Source organism: Staphylococcus sp. GDY8P120P (genome assembly GCF_017892065.1).
GTDB lineage: Bacteria > Bacillota > Bacilli > Staphylococcales > Staphylococcaceae > Staphylococcus > Staphylococcus nepalensis.
In genome coordinates this window covers 287,918-311,877 of sequence record NZ_JAESKI010000008.1, presented here as the reverse complement: position 1 = coordinate 311,877, position 23,960 = coordinate 287,918, and the positions used below count along the sequence as shown (strand labels likewise).

Here is a 23,960-nt window from a genome sequence, read left to right as displayed (position 1 = left end):
AATAGTACGATGTAGTAGTATCAGAATTTTCTGATTAAAGGAGAGGAATGCATATGAAGTCGGTACTATTTGATGTTGATGGTGTATTTTTAAGTGAAGAAAGATGTTTTGATGTTTCTGCGTTAACAGTATATGAAATGTTGATGAGTAAAGACTATATTGGTATAGACCCTAGTATCAATTTTCAAACATTAAATGATAAACAAATATCTGAAATTAGAGATATCGTATTTTACCATGATGAAATTTTAACCAAGTTAAAATCACTTGGTTTAAACTCGAACTGGGATATGCTATTTATCGTGATTGCTCTTCATTTTATTGAATTATGTAAATCTTTATCAACAGATAAATTATCCATTGTATTAGATACAGACAATTTCAATGAACAAACACTGCAATTTCTTGGTGAACATATTTCAGACATAGCGCTTAATTTTGAACTACCGCTATCATTTTTAGACGGTTTAAGTTCGGGTAAAGATCATATTTATCAAGCGCTTGTTACACATGCGAATGATCAATTAAATACAGATAATGATGGATTATTTGAATTAAAAAGCCCGTTTTGGTTGTTAGCACAGGAAATTTATCAGGAATGGTACTTAGGTTACCAATTATATAATGAAGTTGAACAAAAACCGCAGCGTTCTAATTTTAAACAAGGTTATATTTATCAAGAGGTTGCGCTTAGACCAGTTAATGAAATGAAACAGTTGTTAGAAGATTTGAAAGACGCTGGTTACCAAATTGCGATTGCTACAGGACGACCTCGAACAGAAACGCTAGTACCATTTGAAAGTTTAGGTATTAAATCACTGTTTGATGATATACATATTGTTACGGCAAGCGATGTTTTGACAGCAGAAGCACATTTCCCTGAGTTAAAGCCATTAGGGAAGCCTAATCCGTTTAGTTATTTAGCTACATTAGAAGGTAATTATCTTGAAAATTATAAAAAATATGCAACAAACCAGCAAAATCGCGTAAATAAAGATGAAGTGTTTATCGTAGGGGATTCTTTAGCTGATTTGTTGAGTGCTAAAAAGATTGGAGCTACTTTCATTGGCCCATTAACTGGATTGAAAGGGCAAAAAGCACGTAAAGAATTAGAAGATTACGACGCAGAGTATATCGTTAATCATGTGAGCGAAATTAGAGAAATTCTTTTATAAATACAATGAACATGTTGAAAAAGCTGAGACAAAATAAAATGTCTCAGCTTTAAATATATGATCCGCTAACTACCCTTATAATAGTATCGCGAAAAATAGTATGAGTGAGAGCGTTAAAGTATCGAGTTATTTCTTTAGGTGGGTATGAAAGTTTAAAATCAGGGTAATTTAAATACAAAAAGACACCTCCACTCAAATTTATAAATGAAGGTGCCTTTTACTTTAAGAAGCATAGGCGTCTATCTTCTAAAGTTTAAAACTGTTAAATATGATACGTCTCGCTCGCTTTTTCATCTAACTCTATGCTGGATTCCACATCTAATTCTACACTTCTGATAAGGTTAAAGCCTTCAATTTCATATAAAGCTTCAATAACATCTTGAGTGACAGGATGGTCAATGGACAGCACCATTAGTGCATTACCACCTTGGTTGGTACGGCCTAAATGCATTGAGGCGATATTGATATTATATTCGCCTAATATTTGTCCAGTACGTCCAACAATACCTGGTCTATCGTTATGGTTAATTACAAGTTGGTGTTTTTCCGGTTTGAAATCAACAGGATAGTCGTTGATGCGCACAATTCTAGGACCATAACCATTTAATACTGTCGCGCCAATTTTAATTTGTGTGTCTTTATTAATTAATGTTAGTTCAATATAGTTACTAAAACCACGGTGTTTTGTATCTTTCTCTATATTATATGATACACCTTGTTCATTGAGTAATACTAAAGCATTAATTAAATTAACACGTTCCGCTAAATCTTGACGTAAAACGCCAGATACAAGTGTTCTAGTGAGTAAGCTTGTATCATCGATTGCAATATCACCTTTGTACTTAATTTGAAGTTCACGTGGCGCTTTCTCTAATAATTGAATGCCTACTTCACCAGTTAATTTACTTAATTCAATATATGGTTTTAGTTCATCATTGATTTCGTTGAAAGACATTTTTGGAGCGTTAATCGCATTAACGACATTACCCTGTTCAAAGATATCTACAATTTCATTTGCAACAGAAACAGCTACTTTTTCTTGTGCTTCTACAGTTGAAGCGCCTAAATGTGGTGTAACAATAATTTTATCATGTGCTACCAGTGGTGAATCGGTTGCGGGTTCAGTTTCAAATACATCGATTGCAGCGCCTTGAATTTGGTTTGCATCCAGCGCTTCAATGAGGGCATCTTCATCAATAATACCGCCACGTGCCACATTGATAATTTGTAATGTTGGTTTGGCTTTATCGAAAAAGGCTTTATCAACAATGCCTTTTGTTTTTGGTGTGAGTGGCGTATGCACAGTGACAAAATCTGCTTGCTCAGCAATTTCTTCTACAGTAGCACGTGTCACATTAAGTTCTTTGGCTTTGTCTTCAGAAAGATAGGGGTCAAAAGCAAGGATATTCATACCGAAACTTTGCGCTCGTTTTGCTACGCCAATACCAATTCTTCCGGCTCCAATAACGCCTAAAGTTTTATTATAAAGTTCAGTTCCTCTATATATTTTACGATCCCATTTTCCGTTTTTAAGCGATTGGTGTGCTTGTGGCACATTACGTGCCATCGATAAAATCATAGCCATTGAATGTTCAGTAGCTGAAATGGTGTTCCCATCAGGTGCGTTAATAACGATGACACCATGCTTTGTAGCAGCATCTACATCTATATTATCTACCCCAACACCCGCACGTGCAATGACTTTTAGGTTTGGTGCCGCTGATATAATATCTGAAGTGACTTGTGTTTGACTTCTCACTATCAGTCCTTCGTAATTCGTAATAGTTTCTGCTAACTCTGTTTTGCTTAATTCAGTATTGACATCAACTTCAAAGTCTTTATGTTCTGTTAAACTTTTTAAACCTTCTGGTGAAATAGGATCTGAAACTAAAATTTTATACATATGCTTTTACGACCTCCATATATTGCGTAATTGCTTTACCAACATAAGATTCATTTCTAAATTCTGTTAATAATATTTCTAATGCTGAAACGACTTGTAAAATATCAAAGGGTGATATTTGTCCCATATGACCAATACGTAAAATCTGACCTTTTAAGTGACCTTGACCACCAGCAATCGTAATTGCAAAACGCTTTTTCAATTCATTTTTAATATAGTCTAATTCATCTTTGGATTTTGGTACAAAAGCCGTAACAGTAGGTGAAGCATAAGCGTCTTGAACTAATAATTCTAGATCTAGCGCATTTAATGCTTGTCTCAACGCATCACGTATCGCGTAATGTCTAGCGATAACTTGATCCAACCCTTCTTCATTTATGAGGTTAGCATAAGCATTTACACCTCTAAATAAAGATACATTAGGTGTGAAAGGCGTAGAGTTCTCTGTTAATGATTTTAAATACTTATTTAAATCTAAATAAAATCTAGGTGTTGTAACTTGACTAAAACGAGCTTTAGCACGGTCGTTATAAGCTACAAAACCTAACCCAGGCGGAAGCATAATTGCTTTTTGACTTCCTGAAACAAGCACATCAATATTGTCACGATTTAAATCTACATCTACAGCACCAATACAACTGACACCATCGACTACGAAGTAGATATCCTGATCAAAGTTTCTTAGTGCTGTACCCAATTCCTGAACAGGGTGTAAGACTGCCGTTGAAGTTTCACAATATTGGCTAAAAACTGCTGTTATATCTCTTTTTAATGATTTTAAGAAGTCTATAAAGTCCGGTATGTTTACTGCTTGTCCCCATTCAACTTCAAATATATGTACATTATCGTAATATGCTTCTGCTATTTGCTTAAATCTGTTGCCAAAAGCACCTGAAACAATAATAACAATATCTTCTTCTGGGTTTGCAATATTTAACATACTCGCTTCAAGCACACTTGTGCCGCTAGAAGTAAGTATCATGACTTCATTTTCAGAACCAAAGACAGGTTTGAGTGCTTTAAATGCCTGTTCAGCAATTGCTTCAAAATCGCTAGAACGGTGTCCTACCATAGGTAATTGCGTTGCGTATAATATTTGATCTGGCACTGGTGTAGGTCCTGGTGTTAATAATAAAGGATTATAATAGTTCATATGTAATTCCCCCATTGCTTATGATTGTCAAGTTTAGCAAATTTTCAGAAAATATAAAAGTACAAAAATTAATATTTATTAAAAATAAACACATTTTTAAATAAATGTAAGGGTATACATTGTTATTGTAATCATATTCCGTCATACATAAAATGAATTCAAAATTATTTTATTATGGGCTCTATTTTCACATCAACGTTGCCTCTAATTGAATTGGATATCATACAGTTGTTGTCTGCAATTTTTAGTAATTTAGGGAGTTTCTTTTTTAATAAATCTTTTTGATTTTTGTCAACCGTTATTTCTGGATAGTGTGTAATTGAGTCCATTTTAAATTTAGCATTTTCAAATATGGCTAAGCCAATTGAAGATTGTTGTATCTCAATATGATCAAAGCCTGAACGTTCCAGTACTGCTGCTAATGAAATGATATAACATGAAGAGGCGGCAGAAACGAGTAATTCATCGGGATTAGTTCCAGTTCCATTACCTCCTAAACCTGCTGGTATTGATATTTGTTCATCTAAGACATCTCCTATAAGATTTCCTACAGATTCACGGCCATCAGACCATTGTGTGTTAACTTTAAATTGATGTTGAACCATTGCTATTGACCTCCGTTGATTATATGATAACTTAAGTTTAGACGATTCTACCGTATAATGAAAGGGGAGAGGATTTTAATGCAATTAAAAGAGGAACGACAAAACCTTTTGTTAGTTGCACACCGAGGATTGTCTTCAGAATATCCAGAAAATACATTGATTGCATTTCAAGCAGCATTACAAAGTAATATCGATATGTTAGAAATAGATTTACATAGAACAGCAGATGGCTGTCTAGTTGTTATACATGATGATTCCATTGATAGAACGTCCAATGGCAGTGAAAAAATAAAAGCAGCTACATTGGACGCTTTAAGACAATATGATTTTGGAATAAGTAAAAATAGCCTGTTTGAAAGACAATTGATACCGACATTTGAAGAAGTGTTGCAGTTAATTCAATCATTGCCTCAAACACTATTAATTGAAGTGAAACAGCCTAAAAATTATCCAGGTATTGAAAATGATTTGTTTAATAAATTAGAGCAATATAACATAAATAAAGATAAAGTCATTATACAATCATTTGATCAAAACTTTATCGAAGTATTGTATAAAAAGGGCTTTGGGTGTCGATTGGGTGTGTTAATAAGTAGAAAGCGATATTGGTATCACATGCCTAAATTTAAAAAAATATCAGCTTATGCTGATTTTGTTAACCCTCACTATTCATTAGTGACTAAAACTTTTATGAAACAAGCACACCAAAACGGTTTGAAAGTAATGCCATATACGGTAAATGATGGAAATCTTGCTAGGAAATTAGAGCGTCTAGGTGTAGATGGTTTAATCTCAAATAATCCAAATTTATTATTTCATTAATACTATAAACGTTAAGTGTTGGTTACGAATTTTTTAGAAAAATGAAGCATTTTGGTGCAGATATAATTAAAATTTTTTAATCGTACATTTACATAAATATAAATAAAAGACTGATTTCTATTTCATATACTAGAAACCAGTCTTTTTAAATGTTGTACTTTGAAATTTCACGACCAATGTATTAAGGTAAAAAGATTATTGTAGTGGTTCATGTCCACCATAACTAATCCAATTCTTTTTCAATAAACCCATCACATGACAATCATTATATTGTCCTCGTGTATAGAAATGTTCTTGCAAAGTCCCTTCGATTTTAAAATTTTGCTTTTGATAAATATGAACTGCTTTTTCATTAGTGACGTCTACGAACAAATAAATTTTATGCAAGTTTAATACTAGAAAAGCATAATCTATAGCCATTTTAAATGCTTTTGAAGCGTATCCTTTACCACTATATTGGCCATCAACGATAATTTGAATCTCACAGTTACTATGTATAAAATCAATTTCAACTAACTCAACTACACCAATGCGTTCTGATTCTTCTTCTATAATAAATCTTCTCTCAGATTCATCTAAAATATGTTTTTTATAAAGTGATTGTAGTTCACTTAAAGATTGGTATGGCTCCTCAAACCAATAGGACATATTAGCATATTCATTATTTAAACGATGTACAAAGTCTAAATCTGTTTCTTCTAAAGCTCTAATTTTCACTCATAACACTCCTTTATCATATATACTATATATGATAAAGGAAAAAGTAAAAAGTAAAATAGAGCATAATTTATAAATAAGATTGAAATCTATTCAACCAGGGTTTAATTTACGAAAATACAAAAATCACAATGCCAAATTAAACTCAAATCACTTAAAAGTAGGTGGGAGAAGATAAGTGAAAACGATTCGAAGTCCATATCGAAAAGGCAGAAGATGTTGGAAAAGTAAACCATTTTATATTTAGATTTTGACCGCATTGTTCTAACCATCTATACATTAAAAGATATAAGATGGTTTTCAATACTGATATCAATAAAAAACACCAACCATTTTGGTTGGTGTTTTTTATTGAAGACAATTATCTTGAATAGTACTCAACGATAAGTTGTTCATTAATTTCTGCTGGTAATTCACTACGTTCAGGAATACGGATGAATTTACCTTTTAAGTTGTCTGCATCAAATTCTAAGTACTCAGGTACAAAGTTGTTGATTTCAACAGATTCAGCAATGATATCTAATTTAGCAGATTTTTCACGAACTGAAACCTCTTGTCCTGGCTTAAGTGTGTATGATGGAATATCAACACGTTTACCGTCTACTTCGATGTGACCGTGGTTAACGATTTGACGAGCTTGACGACGCGTACGAGCCAAACCTAATGAATATACAACTGCATCTAAACGAGAAGCAAGTAATTGCATGAAGTTTTCACCATGTACACCTTGTTGGTTACCAGCGATTTCGAATGTGTTATGGAATTGTCTTTCAGTTACACCATATAAATAACGTAATTTTTGTTTCTCACGTAATTGTAAACCATACTCAGACATTTTTTTACGTTGGTTTGGACCATGTTGTCCTGGAGCGTATGGGCGTTTTTCTAATTCTTTACCAGTACCACTTAATGAGATACCTAAGCGACGAGATTTTTTCCAATTTGAACCTCTGAATCGAGCCATAATAAGACTCCTCCTTTATCTTTTTTGTTGTTATGAAAAAACAAAAAAGAGTGTTGTATGCTTAACTGGATATATTGTTTTATGTGTCCTCGCCTCATAGCTACGGTTACACGGCACGCCCGCATCGGGAACAATATAGAGCCAATTAATATACAACTGCTAATTTCGTTTATTCACACAAAGAGTATTGTATCATGATATATCGTTCTGTCAACTCTTGAGTTGAAAATAAGTAGAAATTAAGTTAGTTGTTGCTCGATAATCGCTACAACTTTTTCTAAACCTATTTGGTCGTCGTTTCCAAAGCGATTTGTAATTGGCGCATCAATATCTAAAACACCAATTACTTTGTTATTCTTATGAATAGGAACTACAATTTCAGATTTACTATTTGCATCACAAGCGATATGACCTGGAAAGGCATTAACATCTTCGACTAGTTGCGTTTCATTTTCAGCAACAGCTGTACCACACACGCCCTTACCAACAGGGATATGTACACAAGCTGGATGCCCTTGGAACGGACCTAGGATTAATTCATTCTCTTCCATCAAATAAAACCCTACCCAATTAATTTGATCTAATGAATCATTTAGTAGCGCAGATACATTACTTAAAATAGCAATGGTATTTGATTCGTCTTCAATTAAACTAAACACTTGTTTTTGTAATAAGTCATAATTTGTTACTTTGACTTCTAACATAAAAAAACCTCACTTTTTACTTTTCATTTATTATAAAGACTGTTTTAATAGTAATCAATCAATTAAATTGAAAAGGCTTTATTGAAGATAACATTATACATATTATTAATAGAGAGTGATTTAATACTTATTTTAAATAATTAAGGCGATTAGCTCATTTTCTCTTTTAATGGGTAGGTAACTTACGTTATAATGAATAGTGATAAAATAGGAGGAGAAAACATATGGTATTGTATGTCATTTTAGCAATTATTGTCATTATACTGATTCTTGTCGGTGTATTATTCTATATGCGTTCAAACAAAAGCCAGATGATAGAAAAGGCTGAAACGCGTAAATCAAAAGTAGAGCAATTACCCTATGATGAAAGTCTATCTCAATTATCTGAGTTAACTTTAACTGGCGAAATGAAATCTACTTATAATAATTTAAAACAAAATTCATTAGATAGTAAAAATCAATATTTATTACCAGTAGAAGAAAAAATTCATCAAGCAGAAGGCTTATTGGATAAATTTAAATTTTCACAAGCACAGACTGAAATTGATGAAGCACATGAATTGATGGATAAATATGAAGAAAACTATAACGAACTTAATTCGTATGTGGAAAATGTTTTAGAGTTACATAAAGATAGTGATCATTTATACGAAGCGTGCAAGGTAGACTACCGTGAAATGAAACGTGATGTATTAGCCAATAGACACCAATTTGGTGAAGCAGCAGAACCATTAGAACAAGAAATTGAATCATTTGTTCAAGAAATGGAAACATATGAATCATTGAAAGCAGAAGGTAATTACAATCAAGCGCATGAGCATATCAAAACATTAAATGAAGATATGAATTATTTGAAAAAAGATATGGATGAGATTCCTGAATTAATTAGAGAAGCGCAAAAAGAATTACCAGGCCAATTCCAAGATTTAAAATATGGCTGTAGAGATCTTAAAGTGGAAGGCTATGATTTAGATCATGTCAAAATCGATAGTTCACTTCAAACGCTTAAAACAGAATTAAGTTTTGTGGAACCGATGATTAGTCGATTAGAATTAGACGAAGCAAACGATAAATTAAATAGTATTAATGATCGACTTGATGAAATGTATGAACTCATAGAGCATGAAGTTAAGGCTAAAAATGAAGTAGAAGAAACTAAAGAAGTTATCACTGATAATTTATTTAGAGCAAAAGAAATGAATTACACATTACAAACTGAAATTGAATATGTTCGAGAAAATTATTACATTAATGAAAGCGATGTTCAAAATGTACGACAGTTTGAAAATGAAATTCAAAGTATGATTTCTGTTTATGATGAAATTTTACGAGAGATGGCCAAATCAGCTGTAAGGTATAGTGAAGTTCAAGATAATTTGAAATATATTGAAGAGCATGTTGATGTTATAAATGAAAAACAAGAAAAATTACAGAATCATTTAATTCAACTGCGCGAAGATGAAGCAGAAGCAGAAGAAAATATCTTGCGTATACAAAGTAAAAAAGAAGAAGTTTATAGAAAATTATTAGCTTCTAATTTGCCAAGTGTGCCAGAACGATTTATTATTATGAAAAATGAAATTGATTACGAAGTCCGAGAAGTTAATAAAAAATTCAGTGTAAGACCGATTCATGTTAAACAATTAAAAGATAAAGTATCCAAAGTTGTTTTACAGATGAATAAATTCGAAGATGAGGCTACAGATGTACTTGTAAATGCAGTTTACGCAGAAAAATTAATCGAGTACGGTAACCGTTATCGTAAAGAAAGTTCAAATATTGATAAGAGTCTCAATGAAGCTGAAAGATTATTTAAAAATAATCGCTACAAACGGTCAATTGAAATTTCTGAACAAGCGCTTGAAAGTGTAGAACCTGGCGTTACAAAACATATTGAATCGCAAGTAATCAACTAAGACCAATTTTTAGTGATTGAAAATGTACAAGGGCTGGGACATTTATCGATGTCGCAGCCTTAAATATGATATAGGCAGTAGACGGCTGGTTTTGAAAATAGACGCATAGCATGCTTTGACAAACCACGTCATAAATGTGGGGGCGGGACAATGAAATCTTTTTAAACAATAGATTTCTGTTCCGCTCCCTTTTCTTTTTATTAAAAGCGAGTATAATGCTAAAAGGAAAACGCTAAAAATATGTTAAAAAGGATAAGTATTTATCCATATTTCGATAATTGCTAAGAACTCAACAAAACAATAAACAATCAACTATACAGAACTGGAGTGAACAAATTGATTTATCTTGATAATGCTGCGACGACTAAGCCGCATCAAGACGTATTAGATACATTTATTACTGTGAATGAATCGCTATACTTTAATCCTAATAGTCCGCATAAAGCTGGCTTACAAGCAGAGCAATTATTACAAAAAACGAAAGCACAAATTAAAGAGCTATTTCATTTAAAAAATAGTTTTGATATTGTGTTTACGAGCGGGGCAACCGAATCAAATAATATAGCAATTAAAGGTATTGCTTATAAGAAAAAAGATTTTGCTAATGTCATTATTACTTCTGTTTTAGAACACCCTTCAGTGTTAGAAGTTGTACGTTCATTAGAAAATGAAGGATTTAATATAGAATATGTAAACGTGACGAAGGAAGGACAACTTGATTTAGAGCATTTAAACTCATTAATGTCAGATAACGTAGCGCTTGTCACTTGTATGCATGTAAATAATATAATGGGGCAAGTTCAACCATTAGAAGAAGTGGCTCAAATTGTACATCAATATCCTAAAGCACATTTACATGTAGATGCAGTGCAAGCAATAGGAAAAGTCCCCTTAAATTTTGAAGCGGCAGATACGTTAAGTTTAAGTGGGCATAAATTTCATGGATTAAAAGGCCAAGGTGTTTTATTTGTGCGTAACTTACATCAGCTTGAACCGATTATTCACGGTGGCGGACAAGAGTATGGCGTCAGAAGTGGGACAGTGAATTTACCTGTAGACATATCCATAGTAAAAGCCTTGAAAATAGCTGTAAATGAAACGAATGAATTGTATAATAAATTAAGTGCATTTAATCTCGAAATCATTCAATTTCTGAAAGGTTACCATGGTGTGCAAGTCAATTCTCCTCTCGGTGCATCGCCGCACATTTTGAATATTGGCCTTCCTGGTGTGAAAGGTGAAGTTTTAGTTAATGCATTTTCTAAAAATGATATTATGCTTTCTACTACAAGCGCTTGCTCATCTAAAAAAGCGTCTTTAAACGAAGTACTTTTAGCAATGAAGATACCCAAAAAACAAATCGAAGGTAGTATTCGAATATCCATGGGTGCTAATACGACCTCTGATGATATTCAAACTTTCAAAGAAAAATTTAAAAATGTATATGAAGAAGTAAGGGAGTTGTTAAGATGATTTATGATCACATATTAGTGAGATATGGCGAACTAACATTAAAAGGCGCTAACCGAAAGATGTTTGTTAATAAATTGCGTGCAAATGTTAAACGTGCTTTAATGCCGTTGCAAGGTTATAAAGTTAAAGCGAATAGAGATAGAATGTACATTGAATTATACGAAGGGGCAGATATAGATGAAATGTGTCGTAGACTGGAAAAAGTATTCGGTATATATTCTATAAGCCCTGTGTTGAAAATTGAGAAAACAGTGGAAGCGGTACGTGATATTGCTGTGAAATTTGCTCGAGATTACGAAAGTGACGATACGTTTAAAATTGACGTCAAACGTTCAGATAAAAACTTTTCATATGATACGTATCAATTGCAAAAGGATATTGGTGGTGCAGTGTTAAATGCGACAGACCATTTAACGGTGGATGTACATCACCCTGATCATACAATTAAAGTAGAAGTACGTTTAGATGCGATTTATGTTTATGATAAAGTGATTTCTGGTTCAGGCGGTCTACCAGTTGGTACAGGCGGCAAGACGTTATTGATGTTATCGGGTGGCATTGATTCTCCGGTAGCAGGTATTGAGGTTATGAGAAGAGGGGTCACTGTCGAAGCAATTCACTTTCATAGCCCACCATTCACAAGTGAAAAAGCGAAAGATAAAGTGATTGAATTAACACGAATTATGTCGACACACGTTGGCCCTATCAAATTACACATTGTGCCATTTACTAACTTACAAAAACAAATTAATAAAGAAGTCCATGAACGATATACGATGACTTCAACGCGACGTATGATGATGCGTGTTGCAGATAAACTTGTGCATGAGATTGGCGCACATGCCATTGTAAATGGCGAAAATTTAGGACAGGTTGCGAGCCAAACATTAAAAAGTATGTACGCAATTAATCGTGTGACATCAACGCCAGTATTACGTCCGCTATTAACTCTAGACAAAGAAGATATTGTCAAAAAATCTAAAGATATTGGTACGTTTGATGTTTCTATTCAGCCATTTGAAGATTGTTGCACAATTTTCACACCCAAAAACCCTGTAACAGAACCAGATATTGAAAAAGTAGAAAAATTTGAAAGCGTCTATGATTTTGAACCTTTAGTGCAAGAAGCGTTTGAACAAATTGAAACTTTAACAATCACACCAGATTATCAAAGTGACAAAGATTCTGAAACACAAGCACTAGCAGATAATTTATTCTAATATAGCCTTACATTTATCTATTAGATATCATAATGAATGCTTATAAATTAGATAATATAGACAGGGGATGGAAACATGTTAGATTGGGATATTTCAATTGTCCTTATAATTATACTTCTAGGTTTTTTAGCAGCTTTTATTGATGCTGTTGTAGGTGGCGGTGGACTAATTTCTATACCAGCGTTATTAGCAGTGGGCATGCCCCCTTCAATGGCATTAGGGACAAATAAGCTAGCAAGTTCTTTTGGTTCTTTAACAAGCGCTTATCGCTTTTTGAGATCAGGTAATGTTGATCTAAAGATTGTAGGAAAACTATTTCCGTTTGTATTTATTTTATCTGTGTGTGGTGCAAGCGTGGCTACGTTTTTACCGGCTGAATTGTTGAAACCACTCGTAATTATAATATTAACAATAGTCATGATTTATACACTTGCCAAAAAAGATTGGGGCAGTGTCCGTACGTACACTAAATTAACGTTTGGAAAAGCAGTCATATTTACCATGCTTATGTCATTAATAGGTTTTTATGATGGATTTTTAGGTGGCGGAACAGGGTCATTTATGCTCTTTATTCTATTAATGTTTGGCTTTGATTTTTTAGGGGCTGCAGGTAATGCTAAAGTATTAAATTTTGCATCCAATTTAGGTGCTTTATTATTATTCATGATACTAGGTCAGGTTGACTATTTTTATGGGTTGATTATGGCTATAAGTATGATTTGTGGCTCTTATGTTGGTGCAGCTTTTGCAATTAAAAAAGGTGTAAGCTATGTCAAAGGTTTGTTTATTATCGTTACAGCAATATTAATTTTAAAAAATGCTTATGACTATATTATACAAGTAATACATTAGGTGAAAGTATAATTTAAATTATAACAATATATTATTTTAATAGCATATTTATAAAAATAATGAAGCAGGCAAGAAAACTAAAATAGAAATATTTGTTTTCGTTAGCCTGCTCCTTTTATATTTAAAAAGTAAATTGAGGTATACACCGTTTAATTGATTATGTTTAAATTGTATTTGGAAAGATTGAAATAAATATTATGGGAGTGAATAGAGATGTCGAAGAAAAGGGTCATAGCAATTGTACTTGCAGTAGTTATTGTACTAGGAGGTGTCGTTATGAGTTCGATTTCGACTGTTATATCTTCGCTTTTTAATGAAGATAGTTCATCGGAAATGGATCCATTTACTGAAACAGTTGAAAAAGAAGGCGACGCTACCAAGAGAATTGCGCATTTAACTTTAAATGGAGAAATAGCTGAAGGAACCGGAGGCGGTATGTTTGGAGGATCTGGTTATAACCACGAAGCATTTCTTAAACAATTAGATAAAGTTAAAAAAGATAGTTCGATTAAAGGTGTGCTGTTAAGTATTAATACACCTGGTGGTGGCACATACCCAAGTGATGAAATTTATAAAAAGATTAAAGAAATAAAACAAAAACATAAAAAGGTTTATGTACATATGGAATCAATGGCCGCTTCAGGTGGTTATTATATAGCTGCACCATCTGATAAAATATACGCTGGTCCTCAAACGACAACTGGTTCCATAGGCGTTATTATGTCAAACGTAGATTATTCAGGTTTACAAGAAAAACTAGGCGTTAAAGAAAATGTAATCAAATCTGGTAAACATAAAGATATTATGAGTAGTTCCAGAGAAATGACTAGTGAAGAAAAAGATATATTGCAGTCAGTATTAGACGATAGTTATGAACGATTTGTTAATATTGTTGAAGATGGCAGAGACATGTCAGAAGAAAAAGTTAAAAAATTGGCTGACGGTCGTATCTATAGTGCGCAACAAGCTAAAGCAAATGGCTTGATAGATGAAATTGGTTATAAAGATAACGCTTTGAAAGCACTAAAAAAAGATATCAATGCTGAAGATGCAGAAGTATTTAAATATAGCGAAGGCGGCGGTTGGTTCAGCTCTCTCTATTCCACTAAAACAACAATAGGTCAATTCAAGAATGACTTAAACGAATTAAAATCAATTATCAAAAATGATACAGAAGCTGAACCGATGTATCTATACGAAGGTTAGGTGTATATAATGGATAAGCACACAAACGAAGAAGCGGTACAAAACGATTCGAAAAATCATACATCTGAAATAGAAACACTCTATCACCAACAATTAGCGAAGTCTTTATACGCCGGGTTTGGGATAAGATTTTGGAGCTTTATTATTGATTTATTAATCATATTTGGTCTTCATAGTTTGGTTTTAAAGCCCATATATCAATTTACTAATATAGATGAAATGAAGTTATGGATTGATTATTTTAGTATCGGTCATATGTTAGATGCACTTATTTTTTATATTTACTTTGTATTAATGACTAAGTTTTTCAAACAAACTATTGGAAAAATGATTTGTAATATTAGAGTAGAACGGTTAGATCGTCAACCGCTTTCATGGTCGGATGTTTTATTTAGAGAATGGATCGGCCGTATTATCAGTGGTGTAATGTTTAACTTACCGTACTTGGTTACATTATTTACTGACAAGCATAGAGGGATTCACGACTTCTTTGCTAACACGGTAGTAATAAAAAATAAATTCGAAAAAATCTTTTACCTAAAAGAAAGTAACAAACTTTAGTAGGTATAAGTTTATTTTAATACAGCAAACGGGTATACTATTTGATGTAAGTACTTTTTAATAGGAGGCGTGCAATATGGCACAAATTACATTTAAACAGGAACCAGTAACTTTATATGGTTCTCAAGTGAAAAAAGGAGAATTTGCTCCAGAATTTACTGTGTTAGACAACGACTTGAATGAAGTAAATCTAGAAACTTACGATGGACAAAAAAAATTAATCAGTGTGGTTCCATCAATAGACACAGGTGTATGTGATCAACAAACACGTAAATTTAATGAAGAAGCTGCGGAAGAAGATGGCGTTGTATTAACGATTTCTGCAGATCTGCCATTTGCGCAAAAAAGATGGTGTGCATCAAATGGATTAGACAACGTAATCACTTTGAGCGATCATAGAGATTTATCTTTTGGTAAAACATATGGCGTAGTTATGGAAGAATTACGCTTGTTAGCGCGTTCTGTTTTTGTATTAGATAAAAATAATAAAGTAATTTATACTGAAGTTGTTCCTGAAGGCACAGATTTTCCAGATTTTGATGCAGCTTTAGAAGCATACCGAAGCATATAAAAATATAAAATTGTCATAAGCATACGTTTGAACCGACTCATAAACAGTATCATTGACATTATAATTCAAACTGTCCATAATTATTTGGTAATATAAGTTAGGGGTACTGACTTAATTTCAACTTAATTATGGACAGTTTTTTTAGAAAGGACTTTTAAATGGCACAAGAAGAAACAGTAATGGAGAAATTATTTAAAACACTCGATGAAAAAGCTAAGGCTTTGAACGAAGAGAATGGCCAAAGTTTTATGGAAAATTTAGGGCTTGCAATGGAAAACGTTTATACGGAACAAAGATCATTGCTTGAACAGGCAACCTTACAAGATAGACGTAAGGCATTTCAATTTGCTTACCTAAATTTAATGCAAAAAGAAGATATCCAAGCTAATCACCAAATTACGCCTGATTCAATCGGCATGATTTTAGGGTTTCTTGCAGCACGCTTCTTAAAGAATAAAGAAGCATTTCATATTGCGGATATAGCTAGTGGCGCTGGACATTTGAGTGCTTCTGTACACGAGGTATTATCGGAACATACAATGATGCATCATCTCGTTGAAGTCGACCCAGTATTATCACGCGTAAGTGTACATTTAGCAAACTTTTTAGAAATCCCATTTGATGTGTATCCTCAAGATGCTATCATGCCTTTACCTTTTGAAGATGCCGACGTCGTTATTGGCGATCTACCCATTGGTTATTATCCATTAGATGACAGAAGCAAAGAAATGGAATTAGGGTTTGATGAAGGGCATAGTTTTTCGCACTATTTATTAATTGAACAAGCAATTAGTGCATTAAAAACATCTGGTTATGCATTCTTAGTGGTGCCAAGTGATTTATTTGAAGGTACAAATGTGAAACAGTTGCAAAACTTTATTGCTACAGAAACAGAAATGCAAGCATTTTTAAATTTACCATCTACATTGTTTAAAAATGAAAAGGCACGTAAATCTATCCTTATTTTACAGAAAAAAGAAACTAATGTAACGAAGCCTGTAGAGGTGCTATTAGCAAATATACCTGATTTCAAAAGCCCACAACAGTTCCAAGCATTTTTACAAGATTTAAATGCTTGGATGGCAGAAAATCACCCTGAAAATTAAACTGTAATATTCTTGAATTCGCACTGTATTAATGATTAAATAGATATGGATATTAAAAACTTAATTTAAATTGGAGGCATTATGCTATGTCAAAATTAATTTTGGCCATTAACGCTGGTAGTTCATCATTGAAATTTCAACTTATTGAAATGCCGGAAGAAAAAATTGTTACTAAGGGACTTATTGAACGTATTGGGTTAAAAGACTCTGTATTTACAATTGAAGTAAATGAAGAAAAACATAAAGAAACTTTAGATATTGCAGATCATGAACAAGCGGTTAATATCATGCTAGAAAGCTTCAAGAAACATGGCGTGATTGACAGTATCTACGATATTGATGGCACAGGACACCGTGTTGTACATGGAGGGGAATTATTCCCGAATTCTGTTTACGTTACAGATGAAGTTGAAGAGCAAATTGAATCTCTAAGTGAATTAGCACCACTACACAACCCTGCAAACTTAATGGGTATTCGTGCTTTCCGCAAGTTGTTACCAGAAATCCCACATGTAGCTATATTTGATACTTCATTCCATCAAACAATGCCAGAAAAATCATATTTATATAGTTTACCTTATCAATATTATGAAGATTATGGTATTCGTAAATATGGCTTCCACGGTACAAGTCATAAATATGTATCACAACGCGCTGCTGAAATTTTGGGTAAACCAATTGAAGAGTTGCGTATCATTTCATGTCATATCGGTAATGGTGCGTCAATAGCAGCGATAGATGGAGGCGAATCTGTAGATACTTCAATGGGCTTCACACCATTAGCAGGTGTTACTATGGGCACGCGTTCAGGTAACATTGACCCAGCTTTAATTCCATTTATTATGGAAAAAACTGGTAAAAACGCCGAAGAAGTACTCAACACGCTAAATAAAGAATCTGGTTTATTAGGTATTTCTGGTACTTCAAGTGATTTAAGAGATATTATTGACGATGCTAAATCTGGTAAAGAACGTGCACAGTTAGCGTTAGATGTATTTGCATCTAGAATTCATAAATATATTGGCTCGTATGCTACGCGTATGCACGGTGTAGATGTGATTATCTTTACTGCAGGTGTTGGTGAAAACTCTGATCCTGTTAGAGCAAAAGTATTAGAAGGTTTAGAATTTATGGGTGTTTATTGGGACGCTAAGAAAAATGAAGCGATTCATGGCGAAGAAGGCTTTATTAACTACCCACATTCACCTGTTAAAGTTATCGTGATTCCAACGAACGAAGAAGTAATGATTGCACGCGATGTTGTTAAATTTGGTAATTTAGACTAATGTTACAGAGGACGAGATATCAATTATGTCTCGGCTTCAAAGTAGGATACACAGCGTGAGCGTAAAGTAGCACTTCTTAATTTATGCAGTTAGTGATACTTATGCATATGCTTTAACACATGTATGTGATTTAACTTCACTTTTTACTTATACATGCGAGGGCGAGATAGAATTTATAAATTCTATCTCGCTTTTTTATATACTTAAATTCGGTGTCTCAGCGTATATCATTTAAAAAGGTCATTATTTTCTTTTAATTAAATGCTTATAGCTTAAATCAAGGTCATATATGTTAAAAGATTTTAAACCCATTATACTTTTTGACAACTACTTAAATATTTGGGGCAAAACTAAAAGACGACACAATTGTGTTTAATTCAATAGTTAGTCGTCTTATAGTTTACATATTATTTTTCATCTGTTGGCTCTACATCAAAAGCAATCAGATTCGTTTGCTGTTTGTTATTGAAGTTATTATCTGAAATAAGCACTAAAATGTCATGGCCATTTGGTAGTTTAGGACCGAATGTCATACCTTCAATATTATCAATATGGCCAACATCTTGTTCATTTAAATTTGCAATTAAATGTTTTTTAACTGGTGATATTTTATGATTTTGAATTGAATTCATATTTTTAATGTTTGTGCCACTCGTCACATCCGCTTTATATATACGTATATCATTTTTAAATTGATTATTATTGTTTTGAACACTTGCACGTTCTAATATTAAAAGTTCTTTTTCATTTAACATTAATATTTCGGCGATGCCATTTTCTGCTTCTTTATTTTTACCAGGTTTTTGAGGGATGGCGTCTAGCGGGTAGGCAATTTCAGAGATGGTATCTCCTTGTCTATTATACTGTGTTAAGCGGGTATGGGAACCTGAATTTGTAGTTGGTAATTGATCATCTTGAATAATTGGTGCTTCCATCGATGCCCAAATATGTTTGCCATCTTCAGTAAAGGTACTGCCTTCTAATGCTAGATTATTACGAAAGCCTTGTTTGTTTTGATGATCCATTTTAAGTGGGGTATGTATTGGAATTTCAGAAATAAAATCACCATTTTTAGATGCTATTCTTATGAATGGATTTAACCCCAACTCACGGTCGCCTTCACTGGTGTATAGAATTTGATGATTGTTTAAAGGATTAACGCGAATTGATTCAGGATCGGCTACCGCATGATTTGATTCAGAGGTAAAGTCATTTTTGTTTGGATATGTTGTTTTATCTGGCTGTTTTAGATAATGCATTTGAGTAAACTTAATATGATTAAACTGTTGCTTATTATAATTAATATGTGCTTCATAAAATCTAGCATGGTCTTTTTCTGAACGATCGTCACTAATCATTAGCCATGTGTTACTTTTAGGGTCGTAATCTATGCCAGACAAGCCACCGATACTAGCCCCTTTGTATTTTGTTTGATAGGGGATGGTTTCTGTATCGATGTATGTTAGTTGCGAGGCAGTTTTTTGATTGGATTTCATATTTTTTGTTTCTGCATATGTATTAGAGGAAAGACTTAAAATGGAACAACCTACTATACTCAAAATAATTATCCTTTTAAAAGAATTCATATCATCTACTCCTTTATTTATGTGCTGTTTGATTTAAATTTTAAAATACAAATATGAATAATTGATATAACATGTTTATAACAAATTAATTTAAAAAGCGACCTAAAAGCAGATTATAAAAAAATAGTTTGCTCTCAACATTGAGGCAAACTATTTTTGAGTATTTGTATGATTCACAGGATGACACGGTTTAACAATCCAGTTAAATTACGCTATTATTAACGCGCTTGATATTTTGATCTGAATTCGTCTGTAGCAACTTGTGGTTGGAAATCTTCAGGAAGTTCTTCAGTGCGCACAACTAATACGTCACAAGGTGAGTGGCGAACGATGGCTTCTGATACAGAGCCGACTATGAATCTTTCGACCGCATTAAGGCCTGAAGTACCACACATAATTAAATCTGCTTCGACATCCGCTGCCAATTTTTTAGGTATAATTGCCTTTGGAGAGCCAAATTCTAAACGTGTTTCCACGTCAGTAACGCCAGCATTTGTAGCGACTTCTTTGTAACCTTTCAATAGATCTTCAGAGAAGTTTTTAGATTTTTCGGTAAATTGAGCATCGTAAACTTCATAGGAAGAATAAGTTCTTGAATCAATTACATTTACAATAGTTAATTTTGCTTCATTACGTTTTGCTACGTCTACTGCTTTGTTGAACGCCCATTCAGCTTCATGTGATCCATCTACTGCAATTAATATGTTTTTATAAGTTAGCATCACAATTACCTCCTTCATCTTCTTGATTATATTATACCACTATTTACAGAATATTAACATAATTTGTAGTCATTAATAATGTAAAAATACTCTAAACTATGATTGCGCTTTCACAAAATACACGTTACTATAAATTTGGAGGTGGATAAAATGATCATAGGTATTCCGAAAGAGATTAAAAACAATGAAAATAGAGTAAGTTTATCCCCAAGTGGTGTACATGCTTTAGTAGAAGAAGGGCACTCTGTCATTGTTGAAAAGTCTGCAGGTTTAGGTTCATATTTTGAAGACGAAGACTATATAACAGCTGGAGCTAAAATTGGTAATGGGCCTGCTGAAGTATGGGATGTTGACATGGTTATGAAAGTTAAAGAACCATTAGAAGAAGAGTTTCAATATTTTAAAGAGGATTTAATTCTATTTACGTATTTACATCTAGCAAATGAAAAGAAATTAACACAAGCTTTATTAGAAAATAAAGTCATTGCAATCGCGTATGAAACGGTTCAGTTGTCTGATAAATCATTACCACTATTGACACCTATGAGTGAAGTGGCTGGTCGTATGTCTGCTCAAATTGGTGCTGAATTTTTACAGAAATACAAGGGGGGCATGGGTATCTTACTTAGCGGTGTGCCTGGCGTAGCTAAAGGTCGTGTAACGATTATTGGCGGCGGCCAAGCGGGTACAAATGCTGCTAAAATCGCTTTAGGTTTAGGCGCGGATGTTACAGTTTTAGATGTTAACCCTAAGCGTTTACAAGAGCTTGAAGATTTATTCGATGGTCGCGTACATACGATTATGTCTAACCCATTAAATATAGAAGAATGTGTTAAAAATAGTGACTTAGTGATTGGGGCGGTGTTAATACCTGGAGCTAAAGCGCCCAATCTAGTTTCTGAAGACATGGTTAAATCGATGAAAGATGGTGCGGTTATCGTAGATATTGCTATTGACCAAGGCGGTATTTTCGAAACAACAGATCGCATTTCAACGCATGATGATCCAACATATAAAAAACATGGTGTCGTACATTATGCAGTAGCGAATATGCCTGGTGCAGTGCCACGTACTTCTACGATTGCATTAAACAATGCGACATTGCCATACGCATTACAAATTGCTGGAAAAGGTTATTTAAAAGCATTACAAGATAATGAGCCTTTATCTTTAGGTTTGAACACAATTAACGGTGTATTAACAAATAAAGGTGTAGGAGAAGCGTTAAATTTAACATATGCCAATATTGAAAGCGTACTAAAATAACTTGATTCAATTTGGAAAATAGTATCAAAATAAAAAACTGGCCATCTCATACGAATCGAAGGGATGGCTAGTTTTTTTAATTAATTAACAATGAACGTCTATACGATTGAGACATAAACAAACAATCTAGTCTCAACTACAATATAGGCCAGTAGTTGGTTAAATCTGACATTGCACTTATAGTTAGCTTTTAAGATTGGTATAATCATGACTAAAAGGCGCAACGAAAATTAAAGCATAAGATCGTTATTCGTTTGTCATCGTTAGGTGCTAAACAATTTGAGTGCCGTGCACTTCTTGGAAAGGAAAGGCAGCTAGGAGCTTTTGTACATTAAATTTTTTCAGACCACCGCCGGGCATAATTTCGATACCCCCGCCTGAATTGACTACCAATTTACCTAGTTGGTTTAGATTGTCAAATATATCCGAATCAGCTGGACCGCCGTGCGTTAGCAGACGCGTAAAGCCAATATCAATTAATTGATGTAACGCTTTTATTTGGCCCTGTAAATGTATTTGATCAAACGCCATATGACATACAACTTGTTTCGGCGATGCTAGCTGTTTTAATGTCTTCATTTGCCATTCATTTAATGTATCATCATCAGTTAGGCAACCGAAAACAAAATAATCAATACCACAACGTTTGATCGCAGTTATATCGCGTTGCATAATTTCAAAATCATAAAGACTATATACAAAGTTACCGCCACGTGGACGAATCATCACAGCGATTTCTACGTTATTAGCTTTACACATTTCAGTCGCAATTTCTATCATGCCTATACTTGGTGTTGTGCCACCGACACTTAAGTTATCACAAAGTTCAACTCGGTCGGCGCCATGTTTGATAGCATATTCAATTTCCTGTACTGTTTCAACTACAGCTTCTTTAATCATTTTTGATACCCTGTTAAACTTTCGTTCCCATTTTCTGTAACGAGAATATCATCTTCAATACGTACACCAGCAACGCCTGGAACATATATACCAGGTTCCACAGTTACAACCATTCCAGGTACAAATTTATTTGTATTTGTACTAGACACATCTTGATATTCATGTTCTTCTAATCCTAATCCATGACCCAAACGGTGAGGGAAATAGTCACCATAACCAGCGTCACTAATAATGTTACGAGCGATAGCGTCCACGTCTTTAATCGTCACTCCAGGTTTAATTGCCGCAATGGCTTCTTGTTCAGCTTTTAAAACAGTATCGTAAATTGCTTGAGCTTCCGCACTTGGTTGTCCAAATTGTACTGTTCTTGTCATATCACTACAGTAATTTTCGTAAATAACACCTAAATCAAATAATACAAATTCATCATTTTGTAATTGACGGTCTCCTGGGACTCCATGAGGTGAAGCAGCATGGTCACCGAAAAGCACCATAGTATCGAAACTCATTTCATTTACGCCATAAGCTTTAATTTCATATTCGATATGATTAACTACTTGGCGTTCTGTTACGCCTTCTTTTAAAAAGTTGACACCGATTTCAATACATTTATCTGCGAGTTCACATGCTCTTCGAATTTTTGCTATTTCGCTCTCGCTTTTTACATTACGAAGAGATTTGATAATATGGTCAATATCCCCAAATGATTGAACATTGAAAGCTGCGATTAATTCACGCTGGCGTTGTAAAGTTAAATGCGCTGCTTCGACCAGAATCTTATTAATAGCTAGTGGGTATTTATCTAAAGCGTTTTCGGTGTCTAGATAGCCAATGATTTCACCTTCAAAAGGAGAGGCTTTTACTTCTTCTACTTCCAGTTGTGGGCAAAACAGGACTTGCTCACCATTTTCTTTGATAAGTAACGCTAGTAAACGTTCATGAGGATCACTTAAATAACCTGTGAAATAAAAAATATTCAGTGGTGTGGTAATCCATGCTGCGTCAGCATGTTGAGATTTCAGTTCTTCTGTAACTTGTTGTAACTTCATTGTTTCATCCTCCTAAATGTAATATCATACTAATTTTATGTTAGTTTATGAAGGAATTCAAAAATAATATATTAAAATTAAATAGACCGATTATAATTTCGATGAAAGAAAAGGCTATTTGTGTCGATGTTTTACAAAAATGTGTTATAACCAGCTGTAATTGTGGTATATATAAATTAAATAGATTTATGGGAGGAATTATC

General features: G+C 33.6%; 22 protein-coding genes. 12 read left to right on the top strand and 10 right to left on the bottom strand.

The genetic code is table 11. The annotated features are described in order from the left end of the window. Positions 1-53 precede the first annotated feature (53 nt). Positions 54-1,175, top strand: a complete 1,122-nt coding sequence (locus KA900_RS07625) for an HAD family hydrolase (RefSeq protein ID WP_115342107.1) — start codon at positions 54-56, stop codon at positions 1,173-1,175. Between the two features lie 262 nt (positions 1,176-1,437). Here KA900_RS07625 and serA read toward each other — a convergent pair whose 3' ends face one another. From serA to KA900_RS07610, 3 genes are all read right to left on the bottom strand, one after another. Continuing rightward, positions 1,438-3,078, bottom strand: a complete 1,641-nt coding sequence (gene serA / locus KA900_RS07620; protein ID WP_103373218.1) for a phosphoglycerate dehydrogenase — start codon at positions 3,076-3,078, stop codon at positions 1,438-1,440. Next, positions 3,071-4,231 (bottom strand): pyridoxal-phosphate-dependent aminotransferase family protein, encoded by a 1,161-nt coding sequence (locus KA900_RS07615; protein WP_103373219.1) that lies wholly within the window; start codon positions 4,229-4,231, stop codon positions 3,071-3,073. The genes serA and KA900_RS07615 overlap by 8 nt, the downstream gene beginning before the upstream one ends. Before the next feature lie 164 nt (positions 4,232-4,395). Beyond that, positions 4,396-4,836: an SACOL1771 family peroxiredoxin gene (locus tag KA900_RS07610; protein WP_115342108.1), complete on the bottom strand. Its 441-nt coding sequence runs from the start codon at positions 4,834-4,836 to the stop codon at positions 4,396-4,398. A gap of 78 nt (positions 4,837-4,914) precedes the next feature. On the opposite strand from KA900_RS07610, the gene KA900_RS07605 reads away from it, so the two are divergent. Further along, complete coding sequence (locus tag KA900_RS07605) at positions 4,915-5,658, top strand: glycerophosphodiester phosphodiesterase (RefSeq protein WP_115342109.1); 744 nt, start codon at positions 4,915-4,917, stop codon at positions 5,656-5,658. Positions 5,659-5,853: 195 nt separating this feature from the next. Here KA900_RS07605 and KA900_RS07600 read toward each other — a convergent pair whose 3' ends face one another. The 3 genes from KA900_RS07600 to KA900_RS07590 form a co-directional block, all read right to left on the bottom strand. Beyond that, complete coding sequence (locus KA900_RS07600; RefSeq protein ID WP_096809168.1) at positions 5,854-6,375, bottom strand: GNAT family N-acetyltransferase; 522 nt, start codon at positions 6,373-6,375, stop codon at positions 5,854-5,856. 361 nt (positions 6,376-6,736) lie between these two features. Beyond that, the gene (gene rpsD, locus KA900_RS07595; protein WP_096809170.1) at positions 6,737-7,339 is read right to left on the bottom strand and encodes a 30S ribosomal protein S4; all 603 of its coding nucleotides are present in this window, start codon (positions 7,337-7,339) and stop codon (positions 6,737-6,739) included. A 239-nt stretch (positions 7,340-7,578) separates the two neighbouring features. After that, positions 7,579-8,043, bottom strand: a complete 465-nt coding sequence (locus tag KA900_RS07590; protein ID WP_103373484.1) for a GAF domain-containing protein — start codon at positions 8,041-8,043, stop codon at positions 7,579-7,581. A 224-nt stretch (positions 8,044-8,267) separates the two neighbouring features. Between KA900_RS07590 and ezrA the strand changes: the two genes are divergently transcribed. From ezrA to KA900_RS07545, 9 genes are all read left to right on the top strand, one after another. Next, positions 8,268-9,959, top strand: a complete 1,692-nt coding sequence (gene ezrA, locus KA900_RS07585) for a septation ring formation regulator EzrA (protein ID WP_107644229.1) — start codon at positions 8,268-8,270, stop codon at positions 9,957-9,959. A 336-nt stretch (positions 9,960-10,295) separates the two neighbouring features. Next, positions 10,296-11,432 (top strand): cysteine desulfurase family protein, encoded by a 1,137-nt coding sequence (locus tag KA900_RS07580; RefSeq protein WP_096809178.1) that lies wholly within the window; start codon positions 10,296-10,298, stop codon positions 11,430-11,432. Next, positions 11,429-12,652 (top strand): tRNA uracil 4-sulfurtransferase ThiI, encoded by a 1,224-nt coding sequence (gene thiI, locus KA900_RS07575; protein ID WP_096809179.1) that lies wholly within the window; start codon positions 11,429-11,431, stop codon positions 12,650-12,652. The genes KA900_RS07580 and thiI overlap by 4 nt, the downstream gene beginning before the upstream one ends. Positions 12,653-12,727: 75 nt before the next feature. Beyond that, on the top strand, positions 12,728-13,504 hold the full coding sequence (locus tag KA900_RS07570; protein ID WP_096809181.1) for a sulfite exporter TauE/SafE family protein: 777 nt from the start codon (positions 12,728-12,730) through the stop codon (positions 13,502-13,504). A gap of 213 nt (positions 13,505-13,717) precedes the next feature. Continuing rightward, on the top strand, positions 13,718-14,710 hold the full coding sequence (sppA, locus tag KA900_RS07565) for a signal peptide peptidase SppA (RefSeq protein WP_096809182.1): 993 nt from the start codon (positions 13,718-13,720) through the stop codon (positions 14,708-14,710). Between the two features lie 9 nt (positions 14,711-14,719). Further along, positions 14,720-15,271: an RDD family protein gene (locus tag KA900_RS07560; RefSeq protein WP_103373021.1), complete on the top strand. Its 552-nt coding sequence runs from the start codon at positions 14,720-14,722 to the stop codon at positions 15,269-15,271. Between the two features lie 76 nt (positions 15,272-15,347). Continuing rightward, entirely contained in the window at positions 15,348-15,842 is a 495-nt protein-coding gene (gene tpx / locus KA900_RS07555) for a thiol peroxidase (protein WP_096809186.1), read from the top strand. 158 nt (positions 15,843-16,000) lie between these two features. Continuing rightward, positions 16,001-16,948 (top strand): class I SAM-dependent methyltransferase, encoded by a 948-nt coding sequence (locus KA900_RS07550; protein ID WP_096809188.1) that lies wholly within the window; start codon positions 16,001-16,003, stop codon positions 16,946-16,948. 86 nt (positions 16,949-17,034) lie between these two features. Then, positions 17,035-18,234 carry an acetate kinase gene (locus KA900_RS07545; protein ID WP_096809191.1) on the top strand — a complete coding sequence of 400 codons (1,200 nt, stop codon included), beginning with the start codon at positions 17,035-17,037 and terminating at the stop codon, positions 18,232-18,234. 407 nt (positions 18,235-18,641) lie between these two features. Here the strand turns inward: KA900_RS07545 and KA900_RS07540 are convergent, their stop codons facing one another. Then, positions 18,642-19,820 (bottom strand): esterase-like activity of phytase family protein, encoded by a 1,179-nt coding sequence (locus KA900_RS07540; RefSeq protein ID WP_115342111.1) that lies wholly within the window; start codon positions 19,818-19,820, stop codon positions 18,642-18,644. 218 nt (positions 19,821-20,038) lie between these two features. Beyond that, positions 20,039-20,542 (bottom strand): universal stress protein, encoded by a 504-nt coding sequence (locus KA900_RS07535; protein ID WP_096809194.1) that lies wholly within the window; start codon positions 20,540-20,542, stop codon positions 20,039-20,041. 150 nt (positions 20,543-20,692) lie between these two features. On the opposite strand from KA900_RS07535, the gene ald reads away from it, so the two are divergent. Further along, positions 20,693-21,808 carry an alanine dehydrogenase gene (ald, locus tag KA900_RS07530; protein WP_115342112.1) on the top strand — a complete coding sequence of 372 codons (1,116 nt, stop codon included), beginning with the start codon at positions 20,693-20,695 and terminating at the stop codon, positions 21,806-21,808. 270 nt (positions 21,809-22,078) lie between these two features. Here the strand turns inward: ald and KA900_RS07525 are convergent, their stop codons facing one another. Both KA900_RS07525 and KA900_RS07520 read right to left on the bottom strand, forming a co-directional pair. Next, complete coding sequence (locus tag KA900_RS07525; protein WP_210139415.1) at positions 22,079-22,708, bottom strand: copper homeostasis protein CutC; 630 nt, start codon at positions 22,706-22,708, stop codon at positions 22,079-22,081. After that, positions 22,705-23,757, bottom strand: coding sequence for a M24 family metallopeptidase (locus tag KA900_RS07520; RefSeq protein WP_096809200.1), 1,053 nt, complete (start codon positions 23,755-23,757; stop codon positions 22,705-22,707). Before KA900_RS07520 ends, KA900_RS07525 begins: the two co-directional genes overlap by 4 nt. Positions 23,758-23,960 lie beyond the last annotated feature (203 nt).